Origin of the sequence: Chryseobacterium tructae, from assembly GCF_030409875.1 — a bacterium.
Lineage (GTDB): Bacteria > Bacteroidota > Bacteroidia > Flavobacteriales > Weeksellaceae > Chryseobacterium > Chryseobacterium tructae.
Genome location: NZ_JAUFQR010000001.1, coordinates 744,593 through 760,265, shown reverse-complemented (window position 1 = coordinate 760,265; position 15,673 = coordinate 744,593). Strand labels below are relative to the sequence as shown.

Annotated in this window: 10 protein-coding genes and 5 pseudogenes; 7 read left to right on the top strand and 8 right to left on the bottom strand. The window is 34.6% G+C overall.

Annotation, left to right across the window (positions count from 1 at the left end; translation table 11 throughout):
- Positions 1 to 77 precede the first annotated feature (77 nt).
- Both trmD and QWZ06_RS03670 read right to left on the bottom strand, forming a co-directional pair.
- On the bottom strand, positions 78 to 749 hold the full coding sequence (gene trmD / locus QWZ06_RS03675; RefSeq protein WP_290295757.1) for a tRNA (guanosine(37)-N1)-methyltransferase TrmD: 672 nt from the start codon (positions 747 to 749) through the stop codon (positions 78 to 80).
- On the bottom strand, positions 746 to 2,008 hold the full coding sequence (locus tag QWZ06_RS03670; RefSeq protein WP_290295756.1) for an NAD(P)/FAD-dependent oxidoreductase: 1,263 nt from the start codon (positions 2,006 to 2,008) through the stop codon (positions 746 to 748). The genes trmD and QWZ06_RS03670 overlap by 4 nt, the downstream gene beginning before the upstream one ends.
- Before the next feature lie 65 nt (positions 2,009 to 2,073).
- Between QWZ06_RS03670 and QWZ06_RS03665 the strand changes: the two genes are divergently transcribed.
- Positions 2,074 to 2,937: a glycoside hydrolase family 25 protein gene (locus QWZ06_RS03665; RefSeq protein WP_290295755.1), complete on the top strand. Its 864-nt coding sequence runs from the start codon at positions 2,074 to 2,076 to the stop codon at positions 2,935 to 2,937.
- 112 nt (positions 2,938 to 3,049) lie between these two features.
- Here the strand turns inward: QWZ06_RS03665 and QWZ06_RS03660 are convergent, their stop codons facing one another.
- Complete coding sequence (locus QWZ06_RS03660; protein WP_290295754.1) at positions 3,050 to 3,562, bottom strand: 5' nucleotidase, NT5C type; 513 nt, start codon at positions 3,560 to 3,562, stop codon at positions 3,050 to 3,052.
- 224 nt (positions 3,563 to 3,786) lie between these two features.
- Here QWZ06_RS03660 and QWZ06_RS03655 point away from each other — a divergent pair.
- Positions 3,787 to 5,680 (top strand): annotated as a pseudogene (locus QWZ06_RS03655) (ABC-F family ATP-binding cassette domain-containing protein).
- Between the two features lie 138 nt (positions 5,681 to 5,818).
- Here QWZ06_RS03655 and QWZ06_RS03650 read toward each other — a convergent pair.
- Positions 5,819 to 6,873: pseudogene (locus tag QWZ06_RS03650) on the bottom strand (Gfo/Idh/MocA family oxidoreductase).
- Between the two features lie 185 nt (positions 6,874 to 7,058).
- On the opposite strand from QWZ06_RS03650, the pseudogene QWZ06_RS03640 reads away from it, so the two are divergent.
- The 3 genes and pseudogenes from QWZ06_RS03640 (at position 7,059) to QWZ06_RS03630 (ending at position 10,803) form a co-directional block, all read left to right on the top strand.
- Positions 7,059 to 9,331, top strand: a pseudogene (locus QWZ06_RS03640) (TonB-dependent siderophore receptor).
- Positions 9,332 to 9,422: 91 nt separating this feature from the next.
- Positions 9,423 to 9,938 (top strand): hypothetical protein, encoded by a 516-nt coding sequence (locus QWZ06_RS03635; RefSeq protein ID WP_290295752.1) that lies wholly within the window; start codon positions 9,423 to 9,425, stop codon positions 9,936 to 9,938.
- A gap of 271 nt (positions 9,939 to 10,209) precedes the next feature.
- Complete coding sequence (locus tag QWZ06_RS03630; protein ID WP_290295751.1) at positions 10,210 to 10,803, top strand: hypothetical protein; 594 nt, start codon at positions 10,210 to 10,212, stop codon at positions 10,801 to 10,803.
- 100 nt (positions 10,804 to 10,903) lie between these two features.
- On the opposite strand, the pseudogene QWZ06_RS03625 reads toward QWZ06_RS03630, so the two are convergent.
- Positions 10,904 to 11,541 (bottom strand): annotated as a pseudogene (locus QWZ06_RS03625) (peroxiredoxin).
- A 93-nt stretch (positions 11,542 to 11,634) separates the two neighbouring features.
- On the opposite strand from QWZ06_RS03625, the gene QWZ06_RS03620 reads away from it, so the two are divergent.
- Together QWZ06_RS03620 and QWZ06_RS03615 are read left to right on the top strand one after the other, a co-directional pair.
- Entirely contained in the window at positions 11,635 to 11,952 is a 318-nt protein-coding gene (locus QWZ06_RS03620) for a hypothetical protein (RefSeq protein ID WP_290295750.1), read from the top strand.
- Positions 11,904 to 12,518 carry a mechanosensitive ion channel family protein gene (locus QWZ06_RS03615; RefSeq protein WP_290295749.1) on the top strand — a complete coding sequence of 205 codons (615 nt, stop codon included), beginning with the start codon at positions 11,904 to 11,906 and terminating at the stop codon, positions 12,516 to 12,518. Before QWZ06_RS03620 ends, QWZ06_RS03615 begins: the two co-directional genes overlap by 49 nt.
- A 265-nt stretch (positions 12,519 to 12,783) precedes the next feature.
- On the opposite strand, the gene QWZ06_RS03610 is transcribed toward QWZ06_RS03615, so the two are convergent.
- From QWZ06_RS03610 to QWZ06_RS03600, 3 genes and pseudogenes are all read right to left on the bottom strand, one after another.
- Positions 12,784 to 13,272: a hypothetical protein gene (locus tag QWZ06_RS03610; RefSeq protein WP_290295748.1), complete on the bottom strand. Its 489-nt coding sequence runs from the start codon at positions 13,270 to 13,272 to the stop codon at positions 12,784 to 12,786.
- 77 nt (positions 13,273 to 13,349) lie between these two features.
- Positions 13,350 to 14,539 (bottom strand): annotated as a pseudogene (gene sucC / locus QWZ06_RS03605) (ADP-forming succinate--CoA ligase subunit beta).
- A 195-nt stretch (positions 14,540 to 14,734) separates the two neighbouring features.
- The gene (locus tag QWZ06_RS03600) at positions 14,735 to 15,670 is read right to left on the bottom strand and encodes a hypothetical protein (RefSeq protein ID WP_290295747.1); all 936 of its coding nucleotides are present in this window, start codon (positions 15,668 to 15,670) and stop codon (positions 14,735 to 14,737) included.
- Between the last annotated feature and the right edge of the window lie 3 nt (positions 15,671 to 15,673).

Below are 15,673 nucleotides of genomic sequence, written 5' to 3'. Positions count from 1 at the left end.
AATATTATTCCATTTAATTTATAGACAAATAGAATATTTTTTTTAAAAAATCGTTTTAAACAAACTACAACGCCATATTAAAGAAGATCAGGACGCTTTTCTTTAGTGATTCTCACGGCTTCATCATGACGCCATTCTTCAATTTTACCAGAATTTCCGCTTAACAAGATCCTAGGAACTTCCAGTCCTTTGTAGCTTTCAGGTCTTGTATAAATTGGCGGTGATAGAAGATCATCTTGGAAGCTATCTGTTAATGCACTTTGTTCATCGTTTAAAACTCCCGGAAGTAGTCTTATAATAGAATCTGCAAGTACACATGCAGCAAGTTCTCCACCAGTAAGCACATAATCACCAATAGATATTTCTTTGGTAATATGAAGATCTCTTACTCTCTGATCTATTCCTTTGTAATGACCACAAAGAAAGATCAGATTTTCTTTTATAGAAAGAGAGTTGGCTATTTTTTGGTTAAGAGTTACACCATCTGGCGTAAGATAAATAACCTCATCATAATTTCTTTGAGATTTAAGCTCTGAAATGCATTTGTCCAATGGCTCTACCATCATGACCATTCCTGCTCCTCCTCCGTAAGGTTCATCATCAATTTGCCTGTGCTTATTAATTGCCCAGTCTCTCAAATGATGAAAATGTACTTCTGCCAGTCCTTTGTCCATTGCTCTCTTTAAAATAGAAGTTTGAAATGGACTTTCCATCAATTCTGGAAGTACGCTTATGATATCAATTCTCATTGTAATGTTCCGTTTTTCTTAGTAGGTATAATAATTAATCTTAAGGAAGAATCCTTGTTGATATAGCTCCACATCCAATTGAAGAATATGGCCAGCTTATTTCGAACGCTCAAAATTAGCATTAAATGGAGAAACATCCAGAAATACCAGGCCAAAAATCCCTGGAATTTTATAAATGGCAGATCTACAACGGCTCTATGTTTTCCTATGGTTGCTAAAGAGCCTTGGTCATCATATTCATACTCCTTCCATTGATCTGAGGTTTTCTTTAAAAGATTTTTACCTAAATTTTTGGCTTGATTAATAGCTACATTGGCAACCTGCGGATGTCCCTGGGGATATTTAGGGGTTTCCATATAGGCAATATCACCAATTGCATACACATTATCATACCCTTTTATTTTGTTGTATCGATCTACAATATATCTGTTTCTTACTAATTTATCTTCAGGGAAGCCATCAATTACATTTCCTGTAACACCAGCTGCCCAGATTACATTATTGGAAGGTATTTCTTTACCACTTTTCAAATGTACTTTATCACCATCATATTCTGTAACGACCTCTCCACTCATGAAGGTTACGCCAAGATCTTTAAGGTATTTTTCAGACTTCTCCTGAGCTTCAGCACTCATTACGGCAAGAGGCTTTTCTGTGGAACTTACCAGAATAATTTTCAGATGATCAAAGTTCATATAAGGATAATCTCTTGGAAGAATATCTTTTTTCATCTCGGCAAAGGCTCCTGCCAGCTCTACACCGGTGGGACCACTTCCTACAATAACAATATTCCAGTTTCCATCATCACTTCGGCTTTTTTCAATAATCAGCTTTTCAAACGTCATCAGAACGTGATTTCTGATACTGATTGCTTCCTGAGTATTTTTCATTCCGAAGGCTTTTCCTTCAAGTTCCTTATTACCGAAAAAATTAGTTTTACAGCCCGTTGCAATGATGAGTTTATCATAAGTAAATTCAGCCTCGTCGGTAATTACCTTATTGTTTGCAGCATCTATTTCCTTTACATCTGTCATCCGGAACTGAGTGTTTCTGGATTGCTGAAAAATCTTTCTGAAGGGGAAAGAAATATTGGAAGGTTCTATCCTTCCTGAGGCTACCTGATAAAAAAGCGGCTGAAACATATGATGGTTCATCCGATCCAGAACAATTACTTTTTTGTTCTTGTTATTCAATGTTTTTGCAAGCTGTAGCCCCGCAAATCCTCCTCCTATAATGATGATTTTTTCGCGTGTTTCCATAATACACAAATTTACTGATTTTATTTAGCATTTAGATGTGAAAAAAGTTAGTTTTGCAAAACTTTATGACACAAAAAAAGTACACCAAAAAAACTGCCAAACAGATCCACAAGAACAGACGGAGTAGTTATTTTTTCCGCAGAAGGGTAATATTAGCGATCTTAATTGTGGCTTTAATCGGGACGGGATTTTATCTAAAGCAATCCGTCAGTTATTACTATGCATTGTACTTTAATAAGTTTATTCATAAAAAACTTCACAACAGTGAAAAGGAAAGTTCAAGAATTCAAAGAATATTAGCCAACAACCTTGATAAGACCTATGGCTTTGATGTTTCTCACTATCAAAATAGGGAAGATATTAAGTGGGACAGTCTAAGTATTGGTAATAAAACTATTCCTCTGGAGTTTGTGGTCATGAGGGCTACCATGGGAAATAAAAGTGCAGATAAACACTTTGATGAGTTTTGGGAAATGGCTAAAAAGCATAATCTGATCCGCGGTGCTTACCACTTTTACAGAGCAGATGAAGATCCGATCATTCAGGCGAATAATTTTTTAGCAAATGTAAAACTAGAGAGTGGCGATCTTCCTCCTATTCTGGATATAGAAAAAATCCCAAAACGAAAAACCAATAAAAAACTAGTAGAAGATCTAAAGATTTGGTGTAAGATTGTAGAAGAAACCTATGGTGAAAAACCTATCATTTACACCTATTACCATTACTATAAAGATTTTCTGAAAGGTGAATTTGAAGGTTATCCATTATGGTTGGCAAATTATAACGATGTCCCTACTCCGTCTCCTGATGATCAATGGGATTTTTGGCAATTTACCGAAAACGGAATTGTTCACGGGATTAATACCAAGGTCGATCTGGATATTTACAATGGTAATTCTTGGTCATTGAAAAGATTGACGCTGGATTGATGTGTCAGAAGTAAGGAAGCAGGGAGCACAGAGATCTATTGAAAAATTTATTTAATTTCTCTTTAGCTGATTTTTTTTCTAATAGCTTAAAACATTCATTTTAATTTTTTTTTTATAAAACATTCATGATTTCATCCCATGAATTCACTCTTCTATACGTTTCATTTTCGATGAATTCATTATGAGGCTGGGTAAAGATCAACCTTTGTCCTGAAAAATGATCTAAATTCTTTGGATAGTCATCAATCATCACATCTCCGGAAACGACTTTCTTACTCCCACAAAGTACAATTTGTTCCCAGGTAATGAATGGAAAATGCTCTGCAAGCCAGTCATATTTTTCACGTAGACTGTTTGGAAACTCCATTCCTGCTGAGACAATATATAATTCATATTTATTGTTTAGGTATTCCATTGCTTGTTGGCTTCCTTTCATTACGGGCAATGTTCTGAAAAATCCTGGTTCATTTACATGTTTCTTTCCGTTGGGAAAAGCCTCCAATTCAGTTTTCCCTGCAATACTATCAAGTTCAACCTCTCTTCCGGTATCTCTTATTTCAAATTGAATCAGCTGATGGTATACATCTGCCATTACCCCATCCATATCAACGATCACTTTTTTCATTGGATTTTAATGATTTTTTAAATTGGTTTAAGTCTAAAATTAAGTTACAATACATTGTATCAACTGGTATCAAATTTACTTAATCATTCTTTCAAATGGAGGACACAGTTTATTAAAAAATCTTAAATATTCATTTTTATAAAGGAAGTTCCGGAAAATTTTATGGTTACATTTTCGTATTTTTGCCATTCAGTTTAAAATTAAAATCAAACCATTAATTTCCAATGAATTACGTTTCTGCAGAAAATCTTACCAAATCTTACGGCATCAAAGTTTTGTTTGAAAATATATCCTTTCATATTAATGAGGGAGACAAAATTGCCATTGTTGCCAAAAACGGAAGTGGAAAATCTACCCTTCTTAAAATTTTAATGGGTAAAGAAATTGCAGACAGCGGGACTGCGATCATTAATAAAGATATACAGGTGGTTTTATTTGATCAAGAGATTGATTTGATTCTAATCTAAGCATTGACGAATTCATGATGGCTTTAGATTCTGAGCCGATTCTTGCTTTAAAGAATTATCATAAATCTCTTCATTCCACAGATCATGACTTTATTGAAAAGGCATTGGCTGATATGGAAACTCACAAAGCATGGGATCTCGAAAATGAAATGAAGCAGATTCTTTCTCAACTTAAGATTACAGATCTTGAAGCCAAAATGGGAACGCTTTCCGGAGGACAAATTAAGCGTGTTGCTTTAGCTAAGCTATTGACAGAAACCAGAGCCGAGCACAAACATACCCTTTTGATTATGGATGAACCTACCAACCACTTGGATGTGGATATGGTAGAATGGCTTGAAAATTATCTAAACAAAGCAAAAATCACTTTACTACTCGTTACCCACGATCGATATTTCCTTGATAGCGTTTGTGATATTATCTGGGAGATGGAAGACCGAAACCTTTATGTTCACAACGGTTCATACGCTACATATCTTGAAAACAAAATGATTCGTGAGGATAATCTTAATGCAACCATCGATAAAGCCAACAATCTTTACAGAAAGGAACTGGAATGGATGCGCAGACAGCCTAAAGCAAGAACTACAAAGTCTAAAAGCAGAATTGACTCTTTCTACGAAACGGAAAAAGTGGCTAAAACCGACACCAGAAAACAAGGGCTGGAACTGGATTTTGAAATGAAACGTTTAGGAAATAAGATTCTTGAACTAAAACATATTGATAAAAGCTTTGGAAATAAAGTCTTATTAAAGGATTTCAGCTACCAATTCCAACGTGGTGAAAAAGTAGGAATCATCGGAAAAAACGGCGCGGGAAAATCTACTTTATTGAATATCATTCAAGGATTGGAAAAAATAGACAAAGGTGAAATTGAAACAGGAGAAACGATCTCTTTCGGATATTTCGCCCAAAAAGGTCTTACTTATAAAGAGGACGAACGCGTTATTGATTTCATCAAGGAAATTGCGGAATTCTATCCTCTGGCCAATGGTAAAAGTCTTTCTGCATCACAGTTCCTGAGATTATTCTTATTCGATGATCAGACACAATATTCACCTATCTCAAATTATCGGGTGGTGAAAAGAGAAGACTGCATCTGATGTATATTTTGTATCAGAATCCTAATTTCTTGATTTTTGATGAACCGACAAATGATCTGGATCTTCCTACATTAACGGTTCTTGAAAACTTTCTGCAACAATTTCAGGGATCTTTAATCATTGTTTCCCACGACAGATACTTCATGGATAGAATTGTAGATCATGTTCTGGCTTTTGAAGGGGATGGAAAGATAAAAGACTTTGTAGGAAACTTTTCAGAATATCGTGAGGCAAAAAGTCGTGAAGATGCTTTAGAAAAAAATACGGCTGTAAAAGCTGAACCTGTAAAAGAAATGGCTGTTGTTAATGAAAACACTTCATCTTCTAATGTTCAGAAAAGGAAATTAAGCTTTAAAGAGCAAAGGGAGCTGGAAACCATTGAAAAGGAAATGCCTGAACTAGAAGAGCAACGTACAAAAATCTTAGATCAACTGAACAACGAAGTTGATTATGAAAAAATAGCTAAACTTTCTTCCGAACTGGAAACAATCTCTGAAAGGCTGGAGAATCATGAAATGAGATGGTTAGAACTTCAGGAGATCATGTAAAAAAATAGAAGTTATGAATGAGTTCAGAAAGTTTGAGAGTAAGAGGGTTTTAGGGTGAAAGAGTAGAAAAATTCTACTTTAGATCACGAGTAACCTTGAACTTTAAACTTTGAACTCATTCATCACTCACTTATCAATTTATAGTATAATTATCTTTCCTTCTTTTGCGCTTTCCAGGGAAGCATCAATGATTTTCATATTCTGGATTACTTCTTTTCCCGGTGATGGTAAATCGTATCCAAAAACAATATGTTCATAGATTTGTTGGTAATAGTCGATATAATTTCCGGCCTCACTTGAAGTAAGTGTTCTTTCTGTTTCTGAATTTTCATTTAGATAGTTTAGAATTCCATCTGCTTCTTTCAAAGGCTGCATCCATTCTTTTCCATAGACAGGTATGGCTCCGGCAACCAATTCACTTTCCTGATTATCGGTTCTTTCTTGTAGAAAAGACCCTCTATCCCCATGAATTTTATAGGCATAATGGTCTTCTTTCGTAAAAACCGATGATTTCAATCGTACTCGCAGATCATTTTTATAGTATAACAGGATTTCAAAATAATCGTTTGCAAAGGCAGATCCTTTCATAGAAAACACATCTGCGAAAAGTTTTTCAGGATATCCAAAATACTGCACTGCCTGATCTACAAGATGTGCTCCCAGATCATGTAAAGAACCTGAACCTATCTGATCGGGATTTTCTTTATGTTGCTTTCCACTTGGCGTAGTACGGAATCTATCAAAACGAATCTCTGCTTCTTTAATATTTCCTAATTTACCTCCATTTAAAATAGTTTGCACCTGCTTGAAATCACGGTCAAATCTTCTGTTTTGGTATACACTTAAAAATAGACCTTTCTCTTCCGCCAGTTTTACTAATTTTTCTGCTTCCGAAACATCTACTGTAAATGGTTTTTCAACAATAATACTTTTTCCTGCTTCCAGAGCTTTTTTTGCATATTCATAATGCGTCTGAACCGGTGTATTGATAATCACCAGTTCGATCTCCGGATTTTGAAGCATTTCTTCTATCGAACGATAAATGATTGCTTCAGGATATTTCTCTTTAGATTCTTCTTTGCTTCTTTCTACTATTGCAGAAATAAAAAAACCCGGATGTTCTTTTAAAAAGGAGCGTGAAATACTTTTCCACTCATACCAAAGGCACAAAGCCCTGCTTTTACCAGTTGCATATTTCTAAATTTTCAACAAATATATTCATAAAAAACACTGGATTTATCCATCTACCATAAGGATAGAGACAATCCATATATTTCACCCCAAAAAGACATGATAAAAATCACATATTAATTTTTATTCATTCTAAACAAATACTTACATTTGCGCCTTATTTAAAACTGTTCTACATAAAAATAAAATGAAAAGACAACTACTTTCTTTAGGTCTTCTATTTATCGCTGTTTCAGCAAGTTCACAGCTTAAAAACGTTGAAGCGGATACTATCAGAACTCAAACTATTGAAGACATTAATCTTCACAAAACAGGAAATCCAAACCAGGCAAGGCCATTTTCTACAAAATCGAACCTTACGGTAATGGAGACTCCTCAACCAATTGCTATCGTTACTCACGAGATCATTGAGCAGCAACAGGCTAACAATTAAGCGATGTTCTTCAGAATGTAAACGGGGTATATATCACTTCATCCAGAGGAAACTCTCAAGATAGCTTTGGTGGACGTGGTTTTGCTTTAGGAAATGATAATATTTTCAAAAATGGTTCAAGAATAAATAGTGGTATTTTTCCTGAAGTAAGTGGTCTGGAAAGAGTAGAAGTTTTAAAGGGAGCCAATGCAATGCTTTTTGGTAATACTGCAGCTGGTGGTGTTATCAATATGATTACCAAAAAGCCAAAATTTAATTTTGGAGGAAGTATTGGATTAAACGGAGGAAGCTGGAATTCTTATAAACCAACTGTTGATCTTTATGGTCCGCTATCTAAAAATGTAGCATTCAGAATAAATGGAGCTTACGAATATGCTGAAAGTTTCAGAGATGTTGTACAGTCTGAAAAATATTATTTCAATCCTTCATTCTTATTTAACTTAAGTGAAAGATCTCAATTAATCGTTGAGGCAGATTATCTGAAAAATAATTTCACTCCGGATTTCGGGGTTGGATCTATTACTGAAAAAAATCAAAGTTATAGATTGAATGATGGTATTTCAAGGAATACTTTCTTCGGAACTGACTGGCAATATCAAAATGTACAGCAGGCTTCTACGAATGTAACTTTTAATCATCAGTTTAACGAAAGATGGTCTTTAAATGCTACTGCATCTTACCAAAACTATACGAAAGATTATTTTTCTTCTGAAAGAGTTCAATGGGGCTACAGCTCACCTACTGCTACAAGACTTTCATGGAACAGACCTTTTGGTAGAACTTACAACGAACAAAATTACACTTCTGCACAAGTAAACATCAATGGGGAATTCAATACCGGAAGAATCAACCATAAAGTCTTAATTGGTTCCGATGCAGATTATAGCCAGGCAGACGCTTATGCTTATAATGTGACTGATCCAAAAAATACTCTATTTTTAGATGATCCTTCCACATGGGGAAATATTGCTATGCCCAATTCTACCCTTAGTACAAGAAACAGAATCAATACAAGACGAATTGGAATCTATGCACAGGATTTTATCAGTTTAACAAAGCAACTAAAAGTAATTGCAGGGTTAAGATGGTCTTATATAGAGAATATGCCTACGTTGACAACTCGTTTTGCTTCAAATGATAAAATTCAAGTAGCCAATTCTTCAACGTCTGACAATGCATTCTCTCCAAAAGTAGGATTAGTGTATGCTCCAAATGAAAATCTTTCAGTATTTGCAACGTATACGAATTCGTTTGCTGCCAATGCAGGATATACTTCAGATCAATTTGGTACGGTAAATACCAATCAATCTGCTACACAAGTTCAAAATCAATTAAATAATTTATCAAAACAAAGTATAAAACCTTCAACAGTTGATCAATACGAAATTGGGGTTAAAAAGAATTTCTGGAACAATGCTTTAGCGGTTAACGTAACGGCTTACCAGATTATGTACAACAATTATTATCAAACGTATTGGTTCGCTTCTGCAACCAACGGAGCTCCTGTAAATTCAACAGATACCAATCTTAAAGAATTTGCAGGAAACATGAGAAGCCGTGGTGTGGAATTAGACATTACAGGAAACCCTACTGAAAACTTATCTATTATTGGTGGTTTTTCTTATAACAATTCCGTTTATCTTGACACTCCTGAAAAAGGATATGTTGAAAAACAAAGATTAGTAAGAACACCGGCTACAACAGCGAATGCTTCCATTTTTTATAAATTCACAAACTATGTAAAAGGGTTAAAAGTTGGAGCTGGAATCTATTATATCGGAGACAGAATCGCTGGATGGAATGATTCAAAATCTACAAATACAAGTAGAAACAACGTAAGTAGAATGTTTGATCTAAAGGACTACACGACGGTTTCTGTATCAGTTGGATATGAGTGGAAAAAATTCTCAATTCAAGGAAAGGTTGGGAACTTGTTTGATGTAGTAAATTATAATGTTCATGAGAATTATTCAGTGAATCCGATTACTCCGAGAAACTATTATTTCACATTGACATACAAACTTTAGAATTAAATAATAATTACTTCTTTATTAAAAGTGGAGATTGCATTTATGCAGTTTCCACTTTTGAAATTTAAAAACAAAACAAAAAAACGATATGGATAAGATTAAAGACACAAGAAGTTTCATGAGAATTACACACCGTTATCTGGGATATTTCCTTGCAGGGATTATGGCTGTGTATGCAGTAAGTGGGATTATTTTGGTGTACAGAGACACCGATTTTCTAAAAAGCGAAAAAAAATATGAAAAGACTTTATCTGCCAATCTTTCTGAAAAAGAGCTAAAAAAGGAATTAAAAATGAAGGGTCTTGAAGTAGAAAAAACTGAAGGAACTGTTCTTCATTTTAAAAAGGGAACTTATGATTCTTCAACTGGAGTTGCTAAGTATTCAAAAATGGAACTTCCTTTTGTATTGGATAAAATGGTTTCTCTTCATAAATCACAATCTAAAGATGCCATAGCTCCTCTAAGTGTATTTTTTGGAGTTGCTCTTTTCTTTTTCGTGATTTCCAGTTTCTGGATGTTTAATCCTAAGACAAAAGCTTTCAAGCGCGGAATAAAGTTTACCATTGCAGGACTTATTATCTCTGTTCTTCTGTTATTGATCTAAAATATAAAACAGATTATAAGAAAGTTATTGAAAATTTCAGAAACGGGAATAATAAATCCTTTATACTTCAATAGCTTTCATTTTTTCACCTTTTACTTCCACTTATATTAATTACGAAATATCCAAAAAATAAGTTAAAAATGTTCATTATATCTCATTGATATTATTAACATTAGTTTAGAAAAATTGTCTAAAATTAAGAGTCTGGCACATTTATTGTTTTTTCTATAATTCGTGAATAATAAACATTTAATTATTAAAATAATAAATTATGAAAAAACTTATTTTAACAGGAGTATTAGCCGTAGCAGGATTAACAGCAACTGCAAACGCTCAGATTCAGAAAGGTAATTGGATGGTAGGAAGTAGCTTAGCGACAAGTAATTTTGGTTTAAATACAGGTGGTGGATACCAAATTGACTTGCAACCAAAAGGCGCTTATTTCATTGAAGACAACCTAGCTGTTGGTGGATATGTAAACTTAGGTATTGGGAAGTCTTCTAAAGAATCAAGCACAAGGTTTGATTATGGTGTAGGAGCTTTAGGGCGTTATTATCTTTCTCCTGGAGAACAAGGTGTTAATAACTTATTACATCACGGAAGATGGTTCTTCGAAGGAAACTTAGGTGTTGGTGGTTATTCTATCAGCAAAGGAGGTAACTCTACAACAGGTCTTGATTTTGGTGTAGGACCAGGTTATTCTTACTTTATCACGCCAAATATTGGTCTGGAAGGTTTAGTAAAATACGCTGGTGTTACAGGTTTTGGAAATCAGGGACTAACATCTAACATTACATTTAACTTAGGATTCAGTATTTATTTGCCAACTTCTAAAGCTAAGCAAGTTGTTAACGACGTTAAGTAATCACTGAAATACTTATAAAAAAATGAAAGCGGCTCGAAATAAATTTCGAGCCGCTTTTCGTACAAATTAAAACTAAACTATAAAAAATCAAATAAATAAATCATGTATTCGGTTGAGGCGTGTATCTTAAATAGGGCTTCACCTCAGTAACTCCTTTAGGGAATTTTTTAAGGGCATCTTCTGTAGAAACGGTAGGTGGAACAATAACATCGTCTCCGTATTCCCAATTAACAGGAGTTGCTACCTGATAATTATCCACAAGCTGTAAAGAATCCAACACCCTTAGAATCTCATTAAAATTTCTTCCTGTAGAAGCAGGATAAGTAATAATAAGCCTCACTTTTTTAGCGGGATCAATAATCAATAAAGAGCGTACCGTAGCAGTAGCAGAAGCGTTAGGGTGAATAAAATCATAGAGTTCAGAAATTTTTTTTTCTTTATCTGCTATGATGGGAAACTGCACTTCTGTATGTTGAGTTTCATTAATATCTTTATCCAGTTCTGATGATCCTCTACCCCATCTACACTTAGCGCAATTACCTTTGTATCTCTTTGGGCAAATTCGGATTGTAATTTAGAAGTATATCCTAACTCTGTAGTGCATACCGGTGTATAATCTGCCGGATGCGAAAATAGAATTCCCCATGAATTTCCCAGATAATTATAAAAATTGAGATCACCTAATGATGATTCTGCCTGAAAGTCCGGTGCTGTATCTCCTAATTTGATTGACATAATATTTTGCATTTATTAGTCTACAAATTTAGTAGACTTTTTGATACTGGCAAAATTTTTGCTGAAAATTTATATCTTTAATGTAAAATTTTATTCATGGAGAAAACCGGACTCACCTACATAGACCTGGTGTATAAGGTATTGGAAAGTTGGTATGTAACATTTGCAGAGCTTACCCCTAAACTGATTGTCGGCATTTTAGTATTTACATTTTTTCTTATTAGCAGTAAATACCTTAGTCAGATTTCAGTAAAATTATTTCACAAGTTTTTCCCAAAAAGCCAGAAAGAGAGCTCTTTGGTTACCCTTATCAGTATATTTAGATTTCTGATTATGCTTCTGGGTACTTTATTTCTCTGGAAATTATGGGCTTCAGTGGGTTCCTTTGGAAATTTATTGGAAGCTTGGGAGTAGCCGGGGTTATTGCCGGGGTAGCCTTGAAGGATCTTGTTTCAAGTATCTTTTCAGGAATGCTTATTGGTATCGATAAGGCCTTTAAAGTGGGTGATTATATTACGATCGGAGCTCATTCCGGAACGGTACAGGAAATTGGCTTTTTAACTACAAAAATTCTTACAGACGATGGAAAGAAAGCATATATTCCAAATCAGGTGGTTTTCAATGCTCCGTTTTATAATATAACCGCTTCACCTCAACGCAGAATTATTTTAAATTTTGAGATTCCGGCTGACGAAGATATTAGCAAAGCCCAGAAAGGGATCTTAGAGGTAGTTAAAGCCCTTGATAATGTGGATAAGTTAGATACTGCAGAAGTTATCTTTACAGATTTGAAACAGGGTTCATTTAATCTACAGGTTAAATTCTGGATTAAGATCGGAGCTAATCTGGCACAGATAAGAAGTAAAGCTTATTTGAATATTAAAGAGCGATTTGATGCGGATAATATCAAACTTGTAACGCCTACAAGTATTAGCATTACGACAGGGGAAAGCAACTTGTCTGAAAATCATGACAAGTAAAATATTTCCCAGAGATCACACAAATTTCGCAGATGCTTGTGGGTAAATTAGGATAATAAAAGCGGCTTCAATTTCTGAAGCGGCTTTTTTTGTTGGTAAACGCAATGCCGCAAAGATTTTAGGATATGTGAGTGTTTTTAAGGCGCGAGGATTTTATTTTCGATAAAATTATATACTGTTGAAGATTGTCACGGATGCACAAATAATTTTTATAATGCACATAGCCACATAGAATGTATCTAAGAAAAGACCATGCATTGATTAGCTATTTTTTATTATGCTTTTTAGAAATGGTAGCACTGTCCATTTTAGGAACTTTAGCAATACCGTCATTATCTACGATGACCGCCTTTCCTATAGTAGCACCATCATTCTTCAAACTGTCTTCATTGAGCTCTACAGCGACCTCACCCGTTCTCAAATCTTTTTCTTTTGAACATCCTGTTAAAAACAATACTAAAGAAAGAATGGCAAGTGTAATTTTACTGTTTTGAAAAACATTCGGAATAAATCTGAAGAATTGTTTTTTTACCTTTTGTGAAGAGCCATCATCGATATTTAGCTGATAATTATAAAATCTACCACAAACCCTTTCGTTTTCCTTTTCAGTGAGAATTTGTAGAATTTCTTCAGGTTGCTTTTGGGTAAAATCAATTACGCATTTGCTGCAGACGGAACAGAATCTTCCTTTTTCCTGTGGAGACATAGATTCCCAATCTTCAGAGCATGGTTCTGGAACATATAAGTTTTTCATGAATACTTGTTTCTTATACGCATTAAAAAACCGTTCCAAAAATGAAACGGTTTTCTAATTTATTTAAAAATTTCAGACTAAGCTAAAACTTCTTTTACTTTGTTTGCAGCCTCTTCTAAAGTAATTGCAGAGTGAACCGGAAGACCAGACTCGTCAATTAATTTTTAGCTTCTACAGCGTTAGTTCCCTGTAATCTTACGATCAATGGAACCGGAAGGCTACCCATAGCTTTGTAAGCGTCTACAACACCCTGAGCAACTCTGTCACATCTTACGATACCTCCGAAGATGTTGATTAGGATTGCTTTTACGTTTGGATCTCTTAAGATGATTCCGAAAGCAGTTTGTACTCTCTGAGCATCAGCAGTACCCCCTACGTCAAGGAAGTTAGCAGGGTTACCACCTGATAATTTGATGATATCCATAGTTGCCATTGCAAGACCAGCACCGTTTACCATACAAGCAACGTTACCATCCAATTTTACGAAGTTAAGACCAGCTTCACCAGCTTCTACGTCCATTGGATCTTCTTCTCTTGTATCTCTTAGTTCAGCTAAGTCTTTGTGACGGAACAATGAGTTGTCGTCTAAAGTTACTTTAGCATCTACAGCGATAATTTTGTTATCAGAAGTTTTCAACACTGGGTTGATTTCGAAAAGAGATGCATCAATACCTGTATAAGCATTGTAAAGAGATGAAATAAATTTCACAAATTCTTTAAAAGCATTTCCTTCAAGACCTAGGTTGAAAGCAATTTTTCTAGCTTGGAATCCTTGAAGACCAATAGCAGGATCAATAAGTTCGTTGTGGATTAAGTGAGGAGTTACTTCTGCAACGTGCTCAATATCCATACCACCTTCAGTAGAATATACGATTGTATTTTTCCCTTCAGCTCTATCTAAAAGAATAGAAACATAAAATTCTTTAGTTTCAGATTCTCCAGGATAATAAACATCTTCTGCAACCAAAACAGAGTGTACTTTTTTACCTTCAGCGGAAGTTTGTGGAGTTACCAACTGCATTCCGATAATGTTTTGAGCATTTTCTTTAAGCTTGTCCATGTTTGGAGAAAACTTAACACCTCCACCTTTACCACGACCACCTGCGTGAATCTGTGCTTTCACAACCCAAGCCTGTGCTCCGGTTTCAGCAGTCAATTTTTCAGCAGCTGCTACAGCTTCGTCTACGTTGTTTGCAACGAAACCACGTTGGATAGCTACTCCATACTTTGATAAAATCTCTTTTGATTGATACTCGTGAAGATTCATATTATTTTTATTATTTTATTTTAATATTTAAAGGTTGACAAATTTACTAAAAAGAGATGAAATATCAATTTTTATTTTAAAGAAAGCATTGTCTATGAGGATGCTTTTTATCAGCTTAATGAATCAAAAACGCATTTCCAAATCCTTATTTATCTTAAACAACTTACAACATCATAATACTTTACTGCCTAGCCGCTATTTACCAAAAATACTTTTAAAAAGCCTGCCTAGCAAGCCTTCTTTCTTTTCATCTCTGCTATTTTCAGAAGGAAGTACGAATTTCCTTTCATTGAATGCTGTTTCACGGTAACTCATTTGAGCAACCTTGGCAAAAATTTGCTTTGAAATACTTGAAACCACAGTCTTCTCTCCATTTTCAAAATCATCAATTTCAATATAAAATTCAACGCCTTCCAATGCTTCGCAGATAAGTTCCTTCAGTTCATTAATGGTTTCCGTATCGTTCTTAAACAGTCTTCCCAAAACCTTTATTCTTTCTCTACCTAAATTCATCAAATAGATTTCAAACTTATTCTGGTCAATAACCTGTAATTCGTTTTCAGCAGCATTAATTTCAAAATTAAGATTATTCTCCACTTCCATATTAAAAGCCATCCATATAGCTGGAAAACTGAAGTTCAGAATTTCCCCATTGACACCTCCTTTATCGGTAAAAAAACTCCTTGTAAAAGGATAAAAATGCCATGAATTGTATTGCTCATCAAGAGCGTTCAATATTTTCATATGCCCGGAATGAAAAACATCCTGATTCAGGATTTTCTCGCCATTCTTCACAATAAAGCCGTTGGATGTGCATTGACCTCCATAGCAATCAACTTCAATGTAGGCAACTTCTAAATTCGGTTGCTCTTTAGAAAATTTAATGACATTATTTTCAGCATCTGAAAAATAATCTTCAACCTCATCCTGATTCTTGAAAAAGTTGTCCGGAAATTTTTCAAAAGGGTAATGTTTAAAACTCTCACCAGCTTGGCAAACCATTCCTTTGAAGGGAGTAAAGAATTCTCTGATATTATAGAATTTGAAGACCTCTCTTAAAGACGTTTTTAAATTCTCAACTTCTGATTCTTCATTTATCTTTATGATTACATTGTAAGTTTTATAACTCATCAG